The organism is Streptomyces sp. NPDC043853, assembly GCF_056436025.1.
The window spans coordinates 149067-169887 of the sequence record NZ_JBWKDJ010000008.1; the positions used below are offsets into that span (position 1 = coordinate 149067).

Sequence of the window (20821 nt, forward strand, 5' to 3'; positions counted from 1 at the left end):
CAGGGTGACGCTCACGAGTAGAGGTTGTCCTTGCTGAGTTCGTGCACGTGGTCGTGGTCGTGCCCATGGCCGTGGCCGTGGCCGGCGCCCTCGCCGTGCGTGTGCGAGGTGCCCGGCACGTGCGGGTCGGTGACGGGCAGCGAGGAGTCGGCGGACAGGTCCCAGTCCGAGGCCGGCCGGTTCCGCGCCACCATCTCGGCGCCCAGCGCCGCCACCATCGCACCGTTGTCGGTGCACAGCTTGGGCCGCGGCACCCGCAGGATGATCCCCGCCGCGTCGCAGCGCTCCTGCGCCAGGGACCGGAGCCGGGAGTTGGCTGCGACACCGCCGCCGATCATCAGGTGGTCGACGCCCTCGTCCTTGCAGGCGCGGATGGCCTTGCGGGTCAGCACGTCCACCACGGCCTCCTGGAAGGAGGCGGCCACGTCGCGCACCGGGACCTCTTCGCCCGCGTTGCGCTTGGCCTCGATCCAGCGCGCCACGGCCGTCTTCAGCCCGGAGAAGGAGAAGTCGTAGACCGGGTCGCGCGGTCCGGTCAGGCCGCGCGGGAACCGGATCGCGGAGGGGTCGCCCTCCTTGGCGAGCCGGTCGATCACGGGGCCGCCGGGGAAGCCCAGGTCGAGCACACGGGCGATCTTGTCGAAGGCCTCGCCCGCCGCGTCGTCGATGGTCGCGCCGAGCGGCCGGACGTCGCTGGTGATGTCGGGCGCCAGGAGCAGCGAGGAGTGTCCGCCCGAGACCAGCAGGGCCATGGTGGGCTCGGGCAGTTTGCCGTGCTCCAGCTGGTCCACGCAGATGTGCGAGGCGAGGTGGTTCACGCCGTAGAGCGGCTTGCCGAGGGCGTACGCGTACGCCTTCGCCGCGGAGGTGCCGACCAGCAGGGCGCCGGCCAGGCCGGGCCCGGCGGTCACCGCGATGCCGTCGAGGTCCCTGGCGCTGACCCCGGCTTCCTTCAGGGCCCGTTCGATGGTGGGGACCATCGCCTCCAGGTGCGCGCGCGAGGCGACTTCGGGCACCACGCCGCCGAACCGCGCGTGCTCGTCGACGCTCGACGCGACCGCGTCCGCGAGCAGCGTGGTGCCGCGGACGATGCCGACGCCGGTCTCGTCGCAGGAGGTTTCGATACCGAGGACGAGGGGTTCGTCAGCCATGGTTCTCACTTCGCACAGGAAACGGAGTTTGCAGGATCACTGAGGCGCATCACGAGCGCGTCGACGTTGCCGGGCTGGTAGTAGGCGCGCCGGAAGCCGATCGGCTCGAATCCGAAGCGCTCGTAGAGCTTCTGGGCGCGGGTGTTGTCCACCCGTACCTCCAGCAGCACCTCGGCGCACTCGAATGCGGTGGCGGCCCGCAGCAGGTCGGTGAGCAGCCGGGCGCCGAGCCCGGTGCCCCACTGGTCGCGGGCGGCCGCGATGGTCTGTACGTCGCCCAGGTCGCCGGCGGCGGCCAGTCCGGCGTATCCGACGACACGGCCGGCGGAGCCGTCGCCGGGGACCGTCGTGGCCACGACGTAGTGGCGGGTGGCGTGCGGGCCGCGGGCGTGGGCCAGTTCGGACCAGAACATGCCGGGGGACCAGGCGTCCTCGGGGAAGAGGTCGTGTTCCAGTGCCATCACGGGTTCGATGTCCCACCAGCGCATTTCGCGCAGGACGACCTTCGCCTCTCCGGTCGTTCCCGGCACTCCCGTCACTCCCATCACTCCCGTCACTTCGGGGTGACCACCTTGTAGTTCTTCGGCACCTGCGCGTCGGGCCGGCGCAGGTACAGCGGCGCGGGCGGCAGGAACGCGGACTCGTCCCCGGCGGCGAGCTTCTCCGCCGCCAGCGAGGCCAGGGCCGCCGCCGACTGGTGCTCGGGGCCGCGCGCGTCCGGGAAGACCTCCGGGTAGAGCAGCGCGCCCGCGCCCACCGCCGGCAGGCCGGCGACCCGGTCGGCGATCTCGGCCGGGCGGTCCACCGCGGGCTCCCCGACGCGGGTGCGCGGGTCCTCGTAGCGCGCCCAGTAGACCTCCTTGCGGCGGGCGTCGGTGGCGACGACGAAGGGGCCTTCGAGGCCCTCGGCCCCGGCCGCGTACGCGAGGCCGTCGAGCGTGCACAGGCCGTACACCGGTACGCCGAGCACGGAGGCGAAGGTGGTCGCGGTGACCAGGCCGACCCGCAGGCCGGTGTAGGGCCCCGGTCCGGTGCCCACGACGATGCCGGTCACGGCGTCGAGCCTGGCCCCGGCCCGGGCGAGCACCGCGTCGACCGAGGGCAGCAGCAGCTCGCCGTGGCGGCGGGCGTCCACCTGGTCGGCGGCGGCGAGGACGGACGTGCCGTCGTGGAGGGCGACGGTGACGGCGGGCGTGGCGGTATCTACTGCGAGCAAGAGCACGCGAACAGCCTACGGCCGGAGGGGCGGGCGGCGGTGCCCGCCCGTTGCGGGCCGGATCCACGGGGCCCCTGCTGTACCTTCGTCCCAGGTCGGGTGCATGCCCGAATGCAGGACCGAATGCAGGGCACAGCGCAGGAGACGTCGCAGGACGCGTGCGGGCCCCGAAGACGCGGCCGATCGCGGCCGGTCACGGGGCCGACGGCACGAACACCGGGGAAGGTGGAGCAAGGTGGCACGCAGCAGCTCGGGAATCGTGGCCGGGCTCACGGCGGTGGCTCTGGGTGCCGTCGGCTTCCTCGCCTACCAGGCGTCGGCGAGCGCCCCGGAGCGGAAGCCGGCCGCGGTCGGACAGCCCGGCCCGCCGGCCCCGAACAAGCCCGCCCCGGCGGTGGACCCGGCGAAGCCGCTGCCGGTGCCGGCCGACTCGGGCACCGGCAAGCGGGTGGTCTACTCGGTGGGCCTGAAGCGGATCTGGCTGGCGGAGGCCACCGGGGGCACCGAGCCGCGCACCTTCCCGGTGGTGCCGAGCACGGTGCACCCGAACCCGGGCAGCTACGCCGTCACCTCGCGGTCGGGCAAGGTCACCGGTTCGGACGGGGTGCCGGTCGAGCACGTCGTGCGGTTCACCAGCGCCCAGGGCGTGGTGATCGGTTTCAGCGCCCGGGTGGACGGCTCGCTGCCGGCTCCGGACGCGAAGAAGAAGACCGGCGGCATCCGGATGAGCCGGGCGGACGGCGACGCCGTGTGGGCGTTCGCGACGATCAGCACGAAGGTGGTCGTCGTCCCGTAGGCACCCGGCGCACCCGGCTCCGGGACCCGCTGTTATCACCCGTACGGAGGACGGCGCGTCCGCGCGCCGCCGGGCGGCGGTGCGCTCAGGCCGCCTCGGACTCCGGGCCGGCGCCCACGGCCCCGGGCTCTCCGGCCCCGGCCCCGGTGCGCTGCGCCTCCGGCGGCGTGGAGACCGCGGTCGCGGCGGCGCAGGAGGCGAGCAGCGCCTGCATGGTCAGGCCGAAGGGGACGAGGGCGGGCCCGGAGCTGCGCGGGGTGTCGCCTTGATCCGCTGCCGACGTGGCCGACATGGCTGCCTCCTGACACCCGGGTACGCCGAAGTTAGGTAGCCCTAACCGACTCTCGGTACCATGTCACCACGCGGATCGGCGCACGCGCAACACCTTGCCGACGAGTTGTCGGTATGTATACCCGTCCGCCCGTTCGGCCGACCGATCGGCCGACCCGTCGGCTTACCCGTCGGCCCACCCGCACGGCCGGGAACGGGCAGGACGGGCAGGACAGCCAGGACGGGCGGGAATCAGGCCCGGGCCCGGACGGCCGAACGGCGGGCCCGCCGGCCCGCCCGGCTCAGGCCGGCCCGGTCAGCGCCTTCAGCTGCTCCGTGTCCCAGCGGGCGCCGATGCCCCGCACCGAGACCTCGCGGACGTCGTCGAGCACCTCCTCGTGGCCGACCGCGCGCGCGATCACCACGTGCAGCCGGTCCTCGGACAGGTCCTCGACCTTGCCGTCGCCCCACTCGACCACGACCACCGACTCGGGCAGCGAGACGTCGAGGTCCAGGTCCTCCATCTCGTCGAGCCCGCCGCCCAGCCGGTACGCGTCCACGTGCACCAGGGCCGGCCCGCCCGACAGCGACGGGTGGACCCGGGCGATGACGAAGGTCGGCGAGGTCACCGCCCCGCGCACGCCCAGCCCCTCGCCCAGCCCGCGGGTCAGCGTGGTCTTCCCGGCGCCGAGCTCGCCGGTGAGCAGGACGAGGTCGCCGGGACGCAGCAGGGACGCGATGCGCCGGCCCAGGTCCTGCATGCGCGCGGGGGAATCGACGGTGACGGAGACGACGGCCTCACCGGCCTGGCTGTGCACTGCTTCCATGCGCACCAACGGTAGTGGCTGCGGGCAGCACCCCGGCTACCGCCAGCAGATCGAGCAGCAGCCCGGTGACCGTCTCGGGGCGCTCCAGCATGAGCAGGTGGCCGGTGTTCTCCAGCACCACCAGGTCCGCGCCGGGCAGCGCGGCCGCGATGGCCTCGCTGTGTCCGGGTGGGGTGATCATGTCCTTGTCCCCGGCGACCACGGTGACCGGGAGGTCCTCGAACTGCCGCAGCGCCTCGGTCTTGTCGTGGACCTGGAAGGCCGGGTAGAACTCCGCGACCACGTCGATGGGCGTGGCCTCGATGAGCCGTTCGGCGAACCGCGCCACGCCGGGGTCGACGTCCCGCGACCCGAACGAGTACCGCTTGATCATCCCGGCGAAGAGGTCGGCGGTGGCCCGGCGCCCCCGCTCCACCAGCTCCACCTGGGAACCGAGGGCGCGCAGCACTCCGGGCAGGACCCGCCGCACCGCCGTGATCCCCAGCGTCGGCAGCCCGTACGTGACCTGGTCGAGCCCGCCGCTGGAGGTACCGGCCAGCATTACGCCGAGCACCCGGTCCCGGACCAGCTCGGGGAACTGGTCCGCCAGCGCCATGATCGTCATGCCGCCCATGGAGTGGCCGACGAGGACGAGCGGGCCCTCGGGCGCGGCGGCGTCGAGGACGGCCTTGAGATCCCGGCCCAGCAGGTCGATGGTGACCGGCTCGCCGTCGGCCTGGCCGAGTCCGCGGTCGGAACGGCCGTGGCTGCGCTGGTCCCAGTAGACGGCGCGGGCGATCCCGCGCAGTGCGGCGCGCTGGAAGTGCCAGGAGTCCTGGCAGAGGCAGTAGCCGTGGCAGAACACGACGGTGACGCCGGCCGCGGCGGGCCGGCGCGGGCCGCGGCGGCGCTTGCCCTCCGCCGGGAGCTCGTCGACCTCGTAGCGGAGCTGGGTTCCGTCCTCGGCGCGGGTGGTGCCCTCCCGGCCGCGGAGCGAACCGTAGGGGCCGGCGGCGTCCAGGGCCACGCGCGCCTGTCTGCGCACGCCGCGGCCCACGGTGAGCCGTTCGACCGCCACACCGGCCGCCGCCCCCGCCGCCATCACGCCGAGCGCGGCACCGGCCCAGCCGGCCCTGCGCCAGTTCTCGCTCACGCCCGCACCGCCCGTCCCGCCGTTCCGTTCACCGGTCCCGGCGCATCCGACCGGGACCCAGGGCGTCTCACCCGCCCAGGTACACCCGGGGCACGCGGGCCCCGATACGGGTGACGATCTCATACGCGATGGTGTCCGAGGCCTGCGCCCAGTCCTCGGCGGTGGGTTCGCCGTGCTCCCCGGAGCCGAACAGCACCGCCTCGTCGCCCGCCCGTACGCCGTGCCCGGTGCTGTCCCCCAGGTCGACGACGAACTGGTCCATGGCCACCCGGCCGGCGACGGTCCGGATCTTCCCGCCGAGCAGGACCGGGCCGCGGCCGGAGGCGTGCCGCGGGATGCCGTCGGCGTACCCGGCGGGGATCAGCGCGAGGGCGGTCTCGCCGGTGGTGGTGTGGTGGTGGCCGTAGCTGACGCCGTGCCCGGGGGGCACGGTCTTCACCAGGGCGACGGTCGCCCGAAGGCTCATCGCGGGGCGCAGGCCGAGCCGTTGCGGCGTGCCGAGTTCGGGCGCCGGGGACACGCCATAGACGGCGAGGCCGGTGCGGACGAGGTCGAAGTGGGTCTCGGGGAGGGTCAGCGTGGCGGGCGAGTTGGCGATGTGCCGGACCTCCGGGTCCGCCCCTTCCTTCTCGGCGTACGCCACCATCTCGCAGAACAGGTCGAGCTGCCGCTGGATGGAGGGGTGGCCGGGCTCGTCGGCACAGGCGAAGTGCGACCACAGCCCGCTGACCTCGACGGTGCCCTCGGCCTGGGCGGCGACGGCCGCGCCGACGAGCTCGGCCCAGTCGGCGGGCTGGCAGCCGTTCCGGCCGAGGCCGGTGTCGGCCTTGAGGTGGATCCGGGCAGCGCGGCCGGCTGTGCGGGCCGCCGCGATGACCTCCTCCATCGCCCACATGTCGCTCACGGACACGTCGACGTCCTGCTCGATCGCCTGCTGCCAGGGCCCGCCCGGGGTCCAGAGCCAGCACATGATCCGGCCGCCGATACCCGCCGCGCGCAGTTCGAACGCCTCCTGGGGCGTGGCCGTCCCGAGCCAGGTGGCACCGGCCTCCCGGGCCGCCCGGGCGCAGGGCACGGCCCCGTGTCCGTAGGCGTCGGCTTTGACGACGGCCATCAGCTCGGCCCGGGCCGCCCGCGCGCGCAGGGCGCGCACGTTCTCCCGAACGGCGTCAAGATCGATCTCGGCGTATACGCGCGGTGTCGTATTCATCCCGGCCAGTCTCTCAGACACCGTCCGCCGGGCTTCGCCCGAACACCGCGGTGAGCACGGCTTCCGTCATGTCGGGCCGGTGAGGGCCCGCCAGGCCGCGGGGACGGCGAGGGCGATGTCGTGGGCCGTCGTCGGCGCGCCGCGCGCGGCGAGGCGGCCCGCGCGGCCGTGCAGGTACGCCGCCACCGAGGCCGCGTCCAGGGCGGTGAGGCCCGCCGCCAGCAGCGAGCCCGCCAGGCCCGACAGGACGTCGCCGCTGCCCGCCGTCGCCAGCCAGGGCGACCCCGTCGGGTTGGTCCTGACGGGGTCCGCGCCGGCCTCGCAGACCAGCGTCGTCGAGCCCTTCAGCAGGACCGTCGCCCCGAAGCGGGCCGCCAGTTCGCGGACCGCGGAGAGCCGGGACGCCTCCACCGACGCGCGGGGCACGCCGAGCAGCGCCGCGGCCTCGCCCGCGTGCGGGGTCAGCAGGGTCGGGGCGGTGCGGGCGCGCACCTCCTCCGGGGTGAGGCCGCGCAGGCCGTCCGCGTCCACCAGGAGGGGGACGTCGTCCGCCGGGAGCGGGGGGCGTTCGGTGCCCACGCCGGGGCCGAGCACCCACGCCTGGACCCGGCCGGTGCCGATCAGCACCTCCGGGTAGCGGGCCAGCACCCCGTCCGCCGCCGGTCCGGCGTAGCGGACTGCGCCCGCGCCGCCGCGCAGCGCCCCCGCCACGGTGAGCACCGCGGCGCCCGGGTACTGCGCGGAGCCGGCCAGCAGGCCCACCACCCCGCGCCGGTACTTGTCGCTGGTGGCCGTCGGTACGGGCAGCAGGGCGCGCACCTCCGCCTCGTCGAGGGACTCCAGCGCGGGCGGCCCGGACAGCACCGGCCCCAGTCCGATGTCCACCAGGCGCACTTCTCCGGCCCGGGAGGCGCCCGGGTCGATCAGCAGGCCCGGCTTGTACGTGCCGAAGGTGACGGTGACGTCGGCGGTGACGGCGGCGCCCGCCACCTCGCCGGTGTCCGCGTCCACCCCGCTGGGCAGGTCCACGGCCACCACCGTGGCACCCGCGGGGATCCGCTCCGCCAGCTCCGCCGCGGCCGGCCGGAGCCCGCCCCGGCCCCCGATGCCGACCAGCCCGTCCATCACCAGGTCGGCCCGGCCGGGCACGGTGTCCACGACCCGGCCGCCGGCCCGCAGCAGGGCGGCCAGACCGCCGCCGTGCACCCGGGCCGGGTCCATCAGGACGGCCCGCACCCCGGCGCCGCGCCGGGCCAGCCGGGCGCCGGCGTACAGGGCGTCGCCGCCGTTGTCCCCGGCGCCGACCAGCAGCACGACCCGGGCCCCGGAGACCCGGCCGGCCGCGGAGCCGAGCAGCCGGGCGCAGTGGGCCGCCAGCCCGGCCGCGGCCCGCTGCATCAGGGCACCCTCCGGCAGCCGGGCCATCAGCTCGCGCTCGGCGGCCCGTACTTCCTCCACGCGGTAAGCGGTACGCACGGCCTCAGCCTTCCGCGATCACCACCGCCGACGCCACCCCGGCGTCGTGGCTGAGCGAGATGTGCCAGGACGCGACGCCCAGCTCCTCGGCCCGGGCCGCGACCGTGCCCCGCACCCGCAGCCGGGGCCGGCCGCTGTCCTCGACGTAGACCTCGACGTCGGTCCACAGCAGTCCGGGCGGCGCGCCGAGCGCCTTGGCGAGCGCCTCCTTGGCGGCGAACCGCGCGGCGAGCGAGGCGATTCCGCGCCGCTCGCCGCTCGGCAGCATCAACTCCGATTCGACGAAAAGCCGTCGGGCCATGCCGGGCGTACGCGCCAGCGCCGCCTCGAAGCGGTCGATCTCGGCAACGTCGATGCCCACCCCGATGATCACGTTTCGCAGCCCCTCATCCTGTTCATCCCGGCCGGTCCGGTCGATCCGGTTGATCCGGTCGATCCGGTCGATCCGGTCATTCCGGTCGGCCCGCTCATTCCACCGTCACGGACTTGGCGAGGTTACGCGGCTGGTCCACCTCGTTGCCGCGGGCGGTGGCCAGTTCACACGCGAACACCTGGAGCGGCACGGTCGCCACCAGCGGCTGCAGCAGCGTCGGGGTGGCCGGGATGCGGATCAGGTGGTCGGCGTAGGGGACCACCGCCTCGTCGCCCTCCTCCGCGATCACGATGGTCCGGGCACCGCGCGCCCGGATCTCCTGGATGTTCGAGACGATCTTGTCGTGAAGGACGGAGCGGCCGCGCGGCGAGGGCACCACGACCACCACCGGCAGGTCCTCCTCGATCAGCGCGATCGGCCCGTGTTTCAGCTCGCCCGCCGCGAAGCCCTCGGCGTGCATGTACGCCAGCTCCTTGAGCTTGAGGGCGCCCTCCAGGGCCACCGGGTAGCCCACGTGCCGGCCGAGGAACAGCACGGTGTCCTTGTCGGAGAGGGAGCGGGCCAGGGCCCGTACCGGCTCCATCGTCCCCAGCACGATGTCCACGGCGGCCGCGATGTCCGAGAGCTCGCGGATCACCGCCGTGATCTCGTCGCCCCACTTGGTGCCGCGCACCTGTCCGAGGTACAGCGCGACCAGGTAGCAGGCCACCAGCTGGGTCAGGAACGCCTTGGTGGAGGCCACCGCGACCTCCGGGCCGGCGTGCGTGTACAGCACGGCGTCCGATTCGCGGGGGATGGTCGAGCCGTTGGTGTTGCAGATCGCCAGCACCTTGGCGCCCTGCTCACGGGCGTGCCTGAGCGCCATCAGGGTGTCCATGGTCTCGCCGGACTGGGAGATGGCGATCACCAGGGTGCGCTGGTCCAGGATCGGGTCGCGGTAGCGGAACTCGCTGGCCAGCTCGGTCTCGCAGGGGATGCGGGTCCAGTGCTCGATGGCCAGCTTGGCGATCATGCCCGCGTGGTAGGCCGTGCCGCAGGCCACGATCACGACCTTGTCGACCTCCCGCAGCACCGAGTCGGGGATGCGCACCTCGTCGAGGGTCAGCGAGCCGCCCACGTCGATCCGGCCCAGCAGGGTGTCGGCGACGGCCTTCGGCTGCTCGGCGATCTCCTTGAGCATGAAGTAGTCGTAGCCGCCCTTCTCGGCGGCCGAGGCGTCCCAGTCCACGTGGTACGCGCGCACCACGGCCGGCGTGCCGTCGAAGTTGGTCACCGTGACCGCGTCCCGGCGGAGTTCGACGACCTGGTCCTGGCCCAGCTCGATGGCGGCCCGGGTGTGCGCGATGAAGGCGGCGACGTCGGAGGCGAGGAAGTTCTCGCCCTCCCCCACACCCACCACCAGCGGGGAGTTGCGCCGCGCGCCGACCACCGCGTCGGGTTCGTCGGCGTGCACCGCCACCAGGGTGAAGGCGCCGTCCAGACGGCGGCAGACCTGGCGCATGGACTCGGCGAGGTCCCCGGTGGAGGAGAAGGACTCCGCCAGCAGGTGGGCGACGACCTCGGTGTCGGTCTCGGATTCCAGGCGGTGGCCGCGCCCGGCCAGTTCCTCGCGGAGCGCGGCGAAGTTCTCGATGATGCCGTTGTGGACGACCGACACCCGACCGGAGTTGTCGAGGTGGGGGTGGGCGTTGATGTCGGTCGGCCCGCCGTGGGTGGCCCACCGGGTGTGCCCGATGCCCGTCGACCCGGCCGGCAGCGGCCGCGAGACGAGCTCCTTCTCCAGGTTGACCAGCTTCCCGGCCTTCTTGGCGGTCGCCAGCCCACCGTCGGCCAGCACCGCGACCCCGGCCGAGTCGTAACCGCGGTACTCCAGGCGCTTGAGCCCCGCGATGACCACATCGAGCGCCGACTGCGCTCCTACGTATCCGACGATTCCACACATAGTCGGCAGCGTACGCCGCACGGAGCTCCCCGGCGGGTAGCCGAACAAGACGAAAACCCCGCACCGGTGAACTCACCGGAACGGGGTTGACGCCGCCTCAGCCCGGCTGCTAGCCGAGCTTCTTGACCTGGGCCTCGATGAGCGCCTTCGGCTGCTCGGCCTTGCCGCTCAGGCTGATCGAGGAGAAGGTGGCGAGGGTGTTGCCCTTGCGCACGACCACCAGCTGGGTGCTGATCGGCATGCCGTCGGCGTCACCGGTCACCGTGTAGGCGGCCGCCTCGTCGCCGGCCGTGACCGCCGCACCCGGGGCGACGGCGGTGACCTTGCCGGTCTCGCCCGCCTGGGTGGCCGAGTAGCCGCCGGCGCACGCCGTGCCGGCCGCCTTCACGGAGGCGAAGGCCTCCTCGGCGCCCTTGCCGTCGTACGAGGTGAGGGTGACGGCCGTGGCGTTGGCACCGAGAGCGGCCTTCATCGCGTCCTCGGGGGAGGAACCGGCGCCGGGCTTCGGGGCGGCGACGGCCTTGGTGCGGGCGGCACCGGAGGAGGTACCCAGGGCACCCATCGACTGGGCCTGGACGAGCACCTTGCACTCGGCCTTGTCGCTGGTGGCGGCGGCACCCGCGGCGGCCTCGGCCGGCGTGGCCTCCTTGAAGGTGTGGTCGGCCACATCGCCCTGGGCCACGATCAGCTTGGCCAGCTCGGCGTCCGTCTTGCCCTTGGCCGCGGCGGCGGCCGGGGCCGAGGCCGCCGGGGCGGACGCCTTGGCGTCCTCCTTCTTGTCCTCGGACTTGCCGCAGGCGGTGCCCAGCAGGGCCAGCGAGACGGCGGAGGCGGCGATGACGGAACGACGGACGAAAGTGCTGCGCACGGAGAATCCCCCAGGGAGTAAACGATGACGTTCCGGCCGGGCGCGACCGCCGCCCACGGGGCACGGCGCGCTCACAGGAACCGGATGATCGAAATCTATGGCCCCGCGGTCGGCTCCCCCAACGGAATGACGTGATCGTGACGGGGGTGATACAGCGCCTGCCCCCAATCGAGACCAAATCCGGCACAACCTTCGCCGACATCCGGCGGCCCCGGCCCCCACGTGACGGATCGCACCACCCACGGCCCGGCCGGAGCGCCGACAATGGCTGTGTGATCACTTCGCCGCCACGAAGCGCACCCGGCAGCCGGCCGTCCCGGTCCGCGGATGTCTCGCCCTACGTCGACCTCACCCGTGCCGAGTGGAGCGCCCTGCGCGAGCGGACCCCGCTGCCGCTCACCGCGGACGAGGTCGAACGCCTGCGCGGCCTCGGTGACGTCATCGACCTCGACGAGGTCCGCGACATCTACCTGCCGCTGTCCCGGCTGCTCAACCTGTACGTGGGCGCCACCGCCAATCTCCGCGGGGCCCTGAACACCTTCCTCGGCGACGCGGGCAACGGCCACGGCACCCAGACCGGCACCCCGTTCGTCATAGGCGTCGCCGGATCGGTCGCGGTCGGCAAGTCCACCGTGGCCCGGCTGCTGCAGGCCCTCCTCGCCCGCTGGCCCGAACACCCCCGGGTGGAGCGGATCACCACCGACGGCTTCCTCTACCCGATGGCCGAGCTCAAGGAGCGCGGGCTGACCTCACGCAAGGGCTTCCCCGAGTCCTACGACCGGCGCGCCCTCACCCGCTTCGTCGCGGACATCAAGGCCGGCAAGGACGAGGTCACCGCCCCGGTCTACTCGCACCTGATCTACGACCGGGTGCCGGGCGAGCAGCTCGTCGTACGCCGTCCCGACATCCTGATCGTCGAGGGGCTGAACGTGCTCCAGCCGGCCCTGCCCGGCAAGGACGGCCGGACCCGGGTCGGTCTCGCCGACTACTTCGACTTCAGCGTCTACGTGGACGCCCGCCCGGAGGACATCGAGCGCTGGTACCTGAACCGGTTCCGCAGGCTGCGCGAGACCGCCTTCCAGAACCCCCACTCGTACTTCCGGAAGTACACCCAGGTATCCGAGGAGGAGGCCCTGGAGTACGCGAAGACGATGTGGCGCACCATCAACCGGCCCAACCTGCTGGAGAACGTCGCCCCGACCCGCGGCCGCGCCAACCTGATCGTCCGGAAGGGCCCGGACCACAAGGTGCAGAAGCTGAGCCTCCGCAAACTCTAGTTCCTCTGCCTCGGGCCCGTCCGGTGCATAGGGTGCGCACATGCTGCATCTGAGGCTGATCACACCGCCCGACCGGACGGAGGCCGTTGCCGAGGTCATCGAGTCGACCGTGGGCACCACCCATCTGGTGGTCCTGCCCGGCGCCGCCCGGGACCCACAGGGCGACCTGGTGCTGTGCGACGTCGCCCGGGAGGCCGGGGACGAACTGCTGCACGAGCTCCGGCGGCTCGACATCGACAAGGACGGCTCGATCGCCGTCGAGAGCATCGACCTGTCCCTGTCGAAGCGCGCCGAGGCGGCCGAGGAGGAGGCCCCGGGCGAGCCGGCGGACGCGGTCATCTGGGAGCACCTGTCCGAGGCGACCCACGAGGAGTCCACCCTCACCATCACCTACGCCGCGTTCATGATCGTGGCGACCATGATCGCGGCCTGCGGTGTGGTCCTCGACAACGCCATCCTGATCGTGGGCGCGATGGCGGTCGGCCCCGAGTTCGGCCCGCTCGCCGGCATCTGCACCGCCGCCGTACAGCGTGAACCCCGTCTCGCGGCGCGCTCGCTGGTCGCCCTGGTCGTCGGCTTCACCGCGGCGATGGTCGCCACCACCGTGTTCAGCCTGGGCATGGACGCACTCGGCCTGTTCCGGGAGGAGATGCTGGAGAACCCCCGCCCGAACACCAGCTTCATCTGGCAGCCCGACCCGTTCTCCTTCGTGGTCGCGCTGCTCGCGGGCATCGCCGGAATGCTCTCGCTGACCTCGGCACGCGCCGGGGCACTGGTCGGGGTCGCGATCTCGGTGACCACCGTGCCGGCCGCCGCCAACGCCGCCGTCGCCCTGAGCTACGGGGACTTCGGCCAGATGTGGGGCTCGGCGATCCAGCTGGCGGTGAACCTGGGCGGGATCATCCTGGCGGGCGTCCTCACCCTGTACGCCTGGAAGGCGCTCTGGCACACCCAGCGGGGCCGCTGGAAGCGGCAGCGGCCCCTGCCCCCGGGCTGACCGGGGACCGGGGCCGCGCGGCCGGGCGGAGTCCGCCCGGCCCTACGGTCAGCCCAGGGCGGACTTCACGGCGTCGGCGAGCCGGCCGGCCACCGCGCGGGCCTGCTCGATGTCTGCGGCCTCGACCATCACCCGGACGAGCGGCTCGGTACCGGACGGACGGAGCAGCACCCGGCCGGTGGTGCCGAGCTCCCGCTCCGCCTCGGCGACGGCATTGGCCAGTTCGGCGGAGGTGGAGACGCGGGACTTGTCGACGTCCTTCACGTTGACCAGGACCTGCGGCAGCCGGTCCATCACCGAGGCGAGCTCGGCCAGGGACTTGCCCGTCGCGACCACCCGGGCGGCCAGCATCAGGCCGGTCAGGGTGCCGTCGCCGGTGGTGGCGTGGTCGAGGATGATCACGTGGCCGGACTGCTCGCCGCCCAGCGCGTAGCCGTGCTCCTTCATCGACTCCAGCACGTAGCGGTCGCCGACGCCGGTCTGGACGAGCTGGATGCCCTCGGCCTCCATCGCCAGCTTGAAGCCGAGGTTGGACATGACCGTGGCGACCACGGTGTTCCGGCGGAGCTGGCCGGCCTCGCGCATGGCCAGGGCGAGCACGGCGAGGATCTGGTCCCCGTCGATCTCGTTGCCCTCGCCGTCCACGGCCAGGCAGCGGTCGGCGTCGCCGTCGTGCGCGATGCCGAAGGCCGCGCCGTGCTCGACCACGGACCGCTTGAGCAGGTCCAGGTGGGTGGAGCCGCAGCCGTCGTTGATGTTGAGGCCGTCCGGCTCGGCGCCGATGGTGACGACCTCGGCACCGGCCCGGGCGAAGGCCTCCGGGGAGACCCGGGCGGCCGCGCCGTGGGCCTCGTCGAGGACGATCTTCAGGCCGTCGAGGCGGTTCGGGAGGACCGCGATGAGGTGCGCGATGTACTTGTCGAAGCCCTCGTCGTAGTCGCTGACCCGGCCGACGCCGGCGCCGGTCGGGCGCTCCCACGGGGCGCCGGTACGGTGCTCCCGGTAGACGGACTCGATCTTGTCCTCGAGCTCGTCGGCGAGTTTGTGGCCGCCGCGCGCGAAGAACTTGATGCCGTTGTCAGGCATGGCGTTGTGGCTGGCGGAGAGCATCACGCCGAGGTCGGCACCCAGCGCACCGGTGAGATACGCCACCGCCGGGGTGGGCAGCACACCGACGCGCAGGACGTCCACGCCCGCGCTGGCCAGGCCGGCGACGACGGCGGCCTCGAGGAATTCGCCGGAGGCCCGGGGGTCGCGTCCCACCACGGCGGTCGGCCGGTGGCCCTCGAAGCTGCCCGCCTCGCCGAGCACGTGGGCGGCCGCCACGGAGAGGCCGAGCGCGAGCTCAGCCGTCAGATCCGCGTTGGCGACACCGCGTACACCGTCCGTTCCGAAGAGTCGTCCCACTTTTGTCCTCCGAGTTCGCGCTGGGTACTTCTTTGTACGTGACCGCGTGTGACAGGTATGTGCCGCGGGGGGTGGTAAACGAACCGCCCCGGCAGCACAGAGCGTGCCGCCGGGGCGGATTCGTGCAGAGCAGCAGGCAGATTAACGCTTGCTGTACTGCGGAGCCTTACGGGCCTTCTTGAGACCGGCCTTCTTGCGCTCGACCGCACGGTCGTCGCGGGAGAGGAAGCCGGCCTTCTTCAGCGCCGGGCGGTTGTTGTCCACGTCCGCCTCGTTCAGCGCACGGGCCACGCCGAGGCGCAGGGCGCCGGCCTGGCCGGACACGCCGCCACCCGCGATGCGGGCGATGACGTCGTAGCGGTTGTCGAGCTCGAGCACCTTGAAGGGCTCGTTGACTTCCTGCTGGTGCACCTTGTTCGGGAAGTAGTCCTCGAGGGTGCGACCGTTGATCTTCCACTTGCCGGTGCCCGGAACGATCCGGACGCGGGCGATGGCGTTCTTGCGACGGCCCAGGCCGGCGGCCGGCTGCGGGTCGCCGAAGCGCGAGGCGACGGACTCGGAGGTGTAGTCGCCCTCGACAACGGACTCGGTGGTGTACTCCTCGACGCCCTCGAACTCGTCGACGGGGGTCTCGGGGGTGGTCTCGGCCACGATGCTCCTCAGATTCTGTTTCGTCTTAGGGGGTGGCCGGAATTACTGCGCGACCTGGGTGATCTCGAACGGCACCGGCTGCTGGGCAGCGTGCGGGTGCTGGTCGCCCGAGTAGACCTTCAGCTTCGAGAGCATCTGACGGCCCAGGGAGTTCTTGGGGAGCATGCCCTTGACGGCCTTCTCCACGGCCTTCTCCGGGTTGTCCGCGAGGAGGTCGCTGTAGCGGACGGCGCGGAGGCCACCCGGGTAGCCGGAGTGGCGGTACGCCATCTTCTGGTTCGCCTTGTTGCCGGACAGGTGGACCTTGTCGGCGTTGACGATGATGACGAAGTCGCCCATGTCCATGTGGGGGGCGTAGGTCGGCTTGTGCTTGCCCCGGAGGAGGGCAGCGGCCTGGGTCGCCAGACGGCCGAGGACGACGTCCTGGGCGTCAATGACGAGCCACTGGCGCGAGATGTCGCCGGGCTTGGGGCTGTACGTACGCACGGTTCGTAGCCTTCGCTTCTTCAGTGATGGGTCCTGACAGGTCACCACGGACGATCACGACAGCCCTGGTCCACTCCGGGGACGCAACCCGTGTGTACCGCTGGTCATCGGCCCGGTGGACCGGCGTAAGGGCCCTTTCACGTGAGAATGAGCAAGCCAATACGCATAACGAACCAGCAGAATACCCGCGCTGCCCCGGACGGGTCAAAACGCCGGGCGAGAGCCCGCCTCCGCGGGCGCACCCGCAGACCTCTCCGGAGGCACGGATCCTGCCGTTCGTACGGTCCCCAGAGTACGCCGGGTCCGGTCCGCGCACGCGCGCATCAGTGTCACCGCGAGCGCGCAGAGCGTGAAACAGTCCTTGAAGGCCCGGCGCTCCCGGTCGAAGTACCAGTTCCACGGCATGCCGGTCACCTGCGGCACCAATGCCGCCCAGAACCAGGGCGAGCGGGCCCCCGCGGCGGGCCTGACCACGGAGGCCAGCAGCAGCGGGAGCACCACCAGCAGGTAGTGGTCGAAGGACGGCCGGGACACCAGAAATGCGGCGAGCATCACCATGCAGGCCGTCTCGGCCAGGCGCAGCGCCGCGTCGGCCTCCGCAGCCCCGCCGACCCCGTCCGGACGGGTCCAGCGCCGCCAGGCCGCCCACAGGCCGGCCGCCGCGAGCACCCCGGCGAGCCCCGCCGCGACCCCCGTCGGCACCCCCAGCCGCGGCAGCACCGCGACCGGCGAGGCGTCCCACACCAGCGCGTACGCGTCCTGGCCCCGCAGCAGGAACGGCAGTGTCTTGGTGAAGAACAGGCCGGGGGCGGGCATCAGCAGCGCCCCCGCCAGCGACAGCGCGAGGGGCACCAGGACGGCCGCGGCCAGCGCCCGCCACTGCCGGGCGAGCAGGAACAGCAGCCCCACGGGTACGAGCATCGGTTTCGCGGCGATCGCCAGGCCCACGACCGCGCCCGCCGCGAGCCAGCGCCCCCGGTGGGCGAGCAGCAGCGCCGCGGGCAGCGCGGCGGCCGCGACCGCGGTCCAGTTCCCGATCGTCACCACGTTCTCGTACGGCTTGAAGCCGATCGCCAGGGCCGCGAACCCGACCCAGGCGAAACGGGAGCCGGTGGACACCGCGAACAGCCGCAGCGCGCACCACCAGCCGGAGGCCAGCAGGAGGGACATCCCCGCCGGCAACAGCCAGCGCAGCACCCCGGTGGGCAGCAGCGCCTGCGGAACGGCGAGCAGCACCGCGCTCGGCAGGTACAGGAACCGCTTGTCCTCGTACGGCGAACCGCCCGCGAGCAGCGTGTCGGCGGCCTTCACCACGAAGGCGTTGTCCGAGCCCCAGTTCGACTTCAGGCTCGCGTGCACGCAGATCCCGAGGACCACGGCGAGGGAGACGGCCCGCCAGCGGGGTCCGGCGGGCCGCAGCAGCCACTCCAGGAGGGCGTGCCCCCTCCCGGCCAGGTCCAGCCTCACCACAGCCCCTCCCCCGCTCGCGCTCCGCTACCGAGCCCGCTCCACGCGCCGCTCGTCCCACACCGGCTCCGTAGTCTCCCGTACGACACCGTCGGAGCCGAAGACCAGGTAGCGGTCGAAGCTGCGGGCGAACCAGCGGTCGTGGGTGACGCACAGCACCGTGCCCTCGTAGGACTCCAGGCCGTCCTGGAGGGCCTCCGCGGACTCCAGGTCCAGGTTGTCCGTGGGCTCGTCCAGCAGCAGCGCCGTGGTGCCGGCCAGCTCCAGCAGCAGGATCTGGAAGCGGGCCTGCTGGCCGCCCGAGAGCTTCTCGAAGGGCTGCTCGCCCTGGCGCTCCAGCTCATAGCGGCGCAGGGCCCCCATCGCCTGGCCCAGGGGCTTGGCCGCCTCCGTCCACAGGATGTCGACGAGGGTCCGGCCGAACAGCTCCGGATGCGCGTGGGTCTGCGCGAAGTGGCCCGGGACCACCCGCGCGCCCAGCTTCCAGTTCCCGGTGTGTGCCACCGGGTTGTCGGGGTCCCCGGCCAGCAGCCGCAGGAAGTGCGACTTGCCGGAACCGTTCGAGCCGAGCACCGCGACCCGCTCCCCGTAGAAGACCTCCAGGGAGAACGGCTTCATCAGCCCCGTGAGCTCCAGGTTCTCCACGGTCAGCGCCCGCACGCCGGTCCGGCCGCCCTTGAGCCGCATCGTGATGTCCTGCTCGCGCGGCGGCTCCGGCGGCGGGCCGGCCTCCTCGAACTTCTGGAAGCGGGTCTGCATGGCCCGGTAGCGCGAGGCCATGTCGGGGCTGGAGGCGGCCTGGTTGCGCAGCCGCAGCACCAGGGCCTTCAGCCGGGCGTGCTCCTCGTCCCAGCGGCGCTTGAGCTCCTCGAATCGCGCGAAGCGCTCCTTGCGCGCTTCGTGGTACGTCGCGAAACCGCCGCCGTGCACCCACACGTCGCTGCCCGTCGGGCTCGCCTCCAGGCTGATGATCTTCTCTGCGGCCTGGGTGAGCAGTTCCCGGTCGTGGCTGACGAAGAGGACCGTCTTGCGGGTGGCCTTCAGCTGCTCCTCCAGCCAGCGCTTGCCCGGGACGTCGAGGTAGTTGTCCGGCTCGTCGAGCATCAGCACCTCGTCGGGGCCCCGCAGCAGCGCCTCCAGGACCAGCCGCTTCTGCTCACCGCCGGAGAGCGTGCGCACCTCGCGGAACTGCGCCTTGTCGTACGGGACCCCCAGCGCGGCCATGGTGCACACGTCCCACAGCGTCTCCGCCTCGTAGCCCTGGACGTCGGCCCAGTCGCTGAGCGCCTGCGCGTAGGCCATCTGCGCGGCCTCGTCGTCCACCGTCATGATCAGGTGCTCGGCACGGTCCACGGCCTTGGCGGCCTCCCGGATGCGCGGGTGCGCCACCGAGACCAGCAGGTCACGGATGGTGGTCTCGTCCCGGACCGAACCGATGAACTGGGACATCACGCCGAGGCCGCCGCTGACGGTGACGCCGCCACCGTGCGGCTGGAGCTCGCCGGACAGCAGCTTCAGCAGGGTGGTCTTGCCGGCGCCGTTGGCCCCCACCAGGGCGACGACGGCCCCTTCGCCCACCCGGAAGGAGACGTCGGGGAGCAGCACCCGCCCGTCCGGAAGGTAGTACTCCAGGTGGCCGGCTTCGAGATGTCCCATGCCGGGCATTGTCAGGGCCGGGACCGCTCCCGCCCAAACCGATATTGCTTCCGGGGCTCAGCAGCAGCCGGGCGAGGGCTCGCGGCCCGGCAGGGTGCGGAGGTTGCGGGCCTGGCGGTTCCGCTCGGCCAGCAGCTCGTCCGCCGGGTAGCCGACCTCCTCCAGGGTCAGCCCGTGCGGCCGTACGACGTGCACCGCGGAGTCCCGGACACCGGCGGCCAGCACCTTGCCCGGCCAGTCCACCGGCCGGTGACCGTCACCGACGTGCAGCAGGGCACCGACCAGCGACCGGACCATGTTGTGGCAGAACGCGTCCGCGCGGACCGTGGCCGTGACGATGCCGTCCGCGTCCCGCTCCCAGCTGAGCCGCTGGAGGGTGCGGATGGTGGTGGCGCCCTCGCGCTTCTTGCAGTACGCGGCGAAGTCGTGCTCGCCCAGCAGCGCCTGCGCGGCCTCGTTCATGGCGTCCACGTCCAGCGGCCAGTCGTGCCACAGCACGTGCCCGCGGAGCAGCGGGTCGACCCCGCCCTTGTGGTCGCCGACCCGGTAGGCGTAGCGGCGCCAGATCGCCGAGAAGCGCGCGTTGAAGCCGGACGGGGCCTCCGCCACCTTCCACACCCGCACGTCGTGCGGCAGCCGGCCGGCGAGGCGGCGCATCAGCACGTCCCGGTGCTCGTCCCAGACGGCCTGGGCCAGGTCCAGGTGGGCCACCTGGCCGCGGGCGTGCACCCCCGCGTCGGTCCGCCCGGCCACCGTCAGCTCCACCGGGTAGGGCAGCCGCATCACGGTCCGCAGGGCGGACTCCAGCTCGCCCTGTACGGTCCGCCGCGCGGTCTGCTTCGCCCAGCCGGAGAAGTCCTTGCCGTCGTACGACAGGTCCAGCCGTACCCGGACGTACCCGGGCTCCACCTCGTCACTCACCCGTCCATCCTCTCAAGTCCCGGGCGCCACGCAGAACGGGCCCGCCCCCACGAGGGGACGGGCCCGTTCCATGCCTTACGGCTGCCAAGCCTTACGGCTGACCAGGGGGCGCTCAGGCCTCCTTGGTCTCCTCGGCCTCGGCCGGAGCCTCGGTCTCGGTCGCCTCGGCCTTGGCCTCGGCCTCCTTCACCGCACGCTTGGTGGCGGCCTCGGCCTCACCGGTGGCCTGCTGGGCCACGGTCAGGGCCTCGACCAGCTCGATGACCGCCATCGGGGCGTTGTCGCCACGACGGTTGCCGATCTTGGTGATGCGGGTGTAACCACCGGGGCGGTTCTCGTACCGCGGGGCGATCTCGGTGAAGAGCGTGTGGACGACGCCCTTGTCCGTGATCGTCTGCAGGACGAGGCGACGGTTGTGGATGTCGCCCTTCTTCGCCTTGGTGATCAGACGCTCGGCAACCGGGCGCAGGCGGCGGGCCTTGGCCTCGGTCGTGGTGATGCGGCCGTGCTCGAAGAGCGACTTCGCCAGGTTGGCGAGCAGCAGCTTCTCGTGCGCGGCGGAGCCGCCGAAGCGGGCGCCCTTGGTGGGACGCGGCATGGTGATTCTCCTCGTGTCTGCACCGGCCGTGTCAGGTACCGGTGGCAGTCCCCGCCGACTTTTGCCGGAGGGTGTACGGGGGGCCGGAGCCCCCCGTAAG

Annotated in this window: 21 protein-coding genes; 3 read left to right on the forward strand and 18 right to left on the reverse strand. The window is 72.8% G+C overall.

Annotated features, from left to right (window positions below; genetic code table 11):
• Positions 1 to 11: 11 nt before the first annotated feature.
• The 3 genes from tsaD to tsaB are packed head-to-tail and all read right to left on the reverse strand — an operon-like array spanning position 12 to position 2373.
• Positions 12 to 1151 carry a tRNA (adenosine(37)-N6)-threonylcarbamoyltransferase complex transferase subunit TsaD gene (gene tsaD / locus AC067U_RS21970; protein ID WP_478831437.1) on the reverse strand — a complete coding sequence of 380 codons (1140 nt, stop codon included), beginning with the start codon at positions 1149 to 1151 and terminating at the stop codon, positions 12 to 14.
• 5 nt (positions 1152 to 1156) lie between these two features.
• A complete protein-coding gene (rimI, locus tag AC067U_RS21975) occupies positions 1157 to 1696 on the reverse strand; it encodes a ribosomal protein S18-alanine N-acetyltransferase (protein ID WP_478831641.1) in 540 nt (179 codons plus the stop codon).
• A gap of 8 nt (positions 1697 to 1704) precedes the next feature.
• Positions 1705 to 2373: a tRNA (adenosine(37)-N6)-threonylcarbamoyltransferase complex dimerization subunit type 1 TsaB gene (gene tsaB / locus AC067U_RS21980; RefSeq protein ID WP_478831438.1), complete on the reverse strand. Its 669-nt coding sequence runs from the start codon at positions 2371 to 2373 to the stop codon at positions 1705 to 1707.
• A gap of 229 nt (positions 2374 to 2602) precedes the next feature.
• Here tsaB and AC067U_RS21985 point away from each other — a divergent pair, with 229 nt between their 5' ends.
• Complete coding sequence (locus AC067U_RS21985) at positions 2603 to 3163, forward strand: hypothetical protein (RefSeq protein WP_478831439.1); 561 nt, start codon at positions 2603 to 2605, stop codon at positions 3161 to 3163.
• 85 nt (positions 3164 to 3248) lie between these two features.
• Here the strand turns inward: AC067U_RS21985 and AC067U_RS21990 are convergent, their stop codons facing one another.
• From AC067U_RS21990 to AC067U_RS22025, 8 genes are all read right to left on the reverse strand, one after another.
• Positions 3249 to 3455, reverse strand: a complete 207-nt coding sequence (locus tag AC067U_RS21990) for a hypothetical protein (RefSeq protein ID WP_478831440.1) — start codon at positions 3453 to 3455, stop codon at positions 3249 to 3251.
• Between the two features lie 280 nt (positions 3456 to 3735).
• A complete protein-coding gene (gene tsaE, locus AC067U_RS21995) occupies positions 3736 to 4260 on the reverse strand; it encodes a tRNA (adenosine(37)-N6)-threonylcarbamoyltransferase complex ATPase subunit type 1 TsaE (RefSeq protein WP_478831441.1) in 525 nt (174 codons plus the stop codon).
• Positions 4232 to 5341: an alpha/beta fold hydrolase gene (locus AC067U_RS22000; protein WP_478831642.1), complete on the reverse strand. Its 1110-nt coding sequence runs from the start codon at positions 5339 to 5341 to the stop codon at positions 4232 to 4234. Before AC067U_RS22000 ends, tsaE begins: the two co-directional genes overlap by 29 nt.
• A 118-nt stretch (positions 5342 to 5459) precedes the next feature.
• Positions 5460 to 6602: an alanine racemase gene (gene alr, locus AC067U_RS22005; RefSeq protein ID WP_478831442.1), complete on the reverse strand. Its 1143-nt coding sequence runs from the start codon at positions 6600 to 6602 to the stop codon at positions 5460 to 5462.
• 66 nt (positions 6603 to 6668) lie between these two features.
• On the reverse strand, positions 6669 to 8078 hold the full coding sequence (locus AC067U_RS22010; RefSeq protein WP_478831443.1) for an NAD(P)H-hydrate dehydratase: 1410 nt from the start codon (positions 8076 to 8078) through the stop codon (positions 6669 to 6671).
• A 4-nt stretch (positions 8079 to 8082) separates the two neighbouring features.
• The gene (locus AC067U_RS22015; RefSeq protein WP_478831444.1) at positions 8083 to 8451 is read right to left on the reverse strand and encodes a holo-ACP synthase; all 369 of its coding nucleotides are present in this window, start codon (positions 8449 to 8451) and stop codon (positions 8083 to 8085) included.
• Positions 8452 to 8545: 94 nt separating this feature from the next.
• Positions 8546 to 10393, reverse strand: coding sequence for a glutamine--fructose-6-phosphate transaminase (isomerizing) (gene glmS, locus AC067U_RS22020; RefSeq protein ID WP_478831445.1), 1848 nt, complete (start codon positions 10391 to 10393; stop codon positions 8546 to 8548).
• A 109-nt stretch (positions 10394 to 10502) separates the two neighbouring features.
• Positions 10503 to 11261, reverse strand: coding sequence for a hypothetical protein (locus AC067U_RS22025; RefSeq protein ID WP_478831446.1), 759 nt, complete (start codon positions 11259 to 11261; stop codon positions 10503 to 10505).
• 272 nt (positions 11262 to 11533) lie between these two features.
• On the opposite strand from AC067U_RS22025, the gene coaA reads away from it, so the two are divergent.
• Together coaA and AC067U_RS22035 are read left to right on the forward strand one after the other, a co-directional pair.
• Positions 11534 to 12538, forward strand: a complete 1005-nt coding sequence (gene coaA, locus AC067U_RS22030) for a type I pantothenate kinase (protein WP_478831447.1) — start codon at positions 11534 to 11536, stop codon at positions 12536 to 12538.
• Positions 12539 to 12578: 40 nt separating this feature from the next.
• Complete coding sequence (locus tag AC067U_RS22035) at positions 12579 to 13535, forward strand: DUF389 domain-containing protein (protein ID WP_478831448.1); 957 nt, start codon at positions 12579 to 12581, stop codon at positions 13533 to 13535.
• Positions 13536 to 13583: 48 nt separating this feature from the next.
• Here AC067U_RS22035 and glmM read toward each other — a convergent pair whose 3' ends face one another.
• From glmM to rplQ, 7 genes are all read right to left on the reverse strand, one after another.
• Positions 13584 to 14942 carry a phosphoglucosamine mutase gene (glmM, locus tag AC067U_RS22040; RefSeq protein WP_478831449.1) on the reverse strand — a complete coding sequence of 453 codons (1359 nt, stop codon included), beginning with the start codon at positions 14940 to 14942 and terminating at the stop codon, positions 13584 to 13586.
• Positions 14943 to 15083: 141 nt separating this feature from the next.
• Positions 15084 to 15593, reverse strand: a complete 510-nt coding sequence (gene rpsI, locus AC067U_RS22045; protein ID WP_365104041.1) for a 30S ribosomal protein S9 — start codon at positions 15591 to 15593, stop codon at positions 15084 to 15086.
• Between the two features lie 42 nt (positions 15594 to 15635).
• Complete coding sequence (rplM, locus tag AC067U_RS22050; protein WP_478831450.1) at positions 15636 to 16079, reverse strand: 50S ribosomal protein L13; 444 nt, start codon at positions 16077 to 16079, stop codon at positions 15636 to 15638.
• A gap of 204 nt (positions 16080 to 16283) precedes the next feature.
• Complete coding sequence (locus AC067U_RS22055; protein ID WP_478831451.1) at positions 16284 to 17549, reverse strand: glycosyltransferase family 87 protein; 1266 nt, start codon at positions 17547 to 17549, stop codon at positions 16284 to 16286.
• A gap of 24 nt (positions 17550 to 17573) precedes the next feature.
• Positions 17574 to 19202, reverse strand: coding sequence for an ABC-F family ATP-binding cassette domain-containing protein (locus AC067U_RS22060; protein ID WP_478831452.1), 1629 nt, complete (start codon positions 19200 to 19202; stop codon positions 17574 to 17576).
• A 57-nt stretch (positions 19203 to 19259) separates the two neighbouring features.
• Positions 19260 to 20123 (reverse strand): tRNA pseudouridine(38-40) synthase TruA, encoded by an 864-nt coding sequence (truA, locus tag AC067U_RS22065; RefSeq protein WP_478831453.1) that lies wholly within the window; start codon positions 20121 to 20123, stop codon positions 19260 to 19262.
• 112 nt (positions 20124 to 20235) lie between these two features.
• A complete protein-coding gene (gene rplQ / locus AC067U_RS22070) occupies positions 20236 to 20721 on the reverse strand; it encodes a 50S ribosomal protein L17 (RefSeq protein ID WP_478831454.1) in 486 nt (161 codons plus the stop codon).
• Between the last annotated feature and the right edge of the window lie 100 nt (positions 20722 to 20821).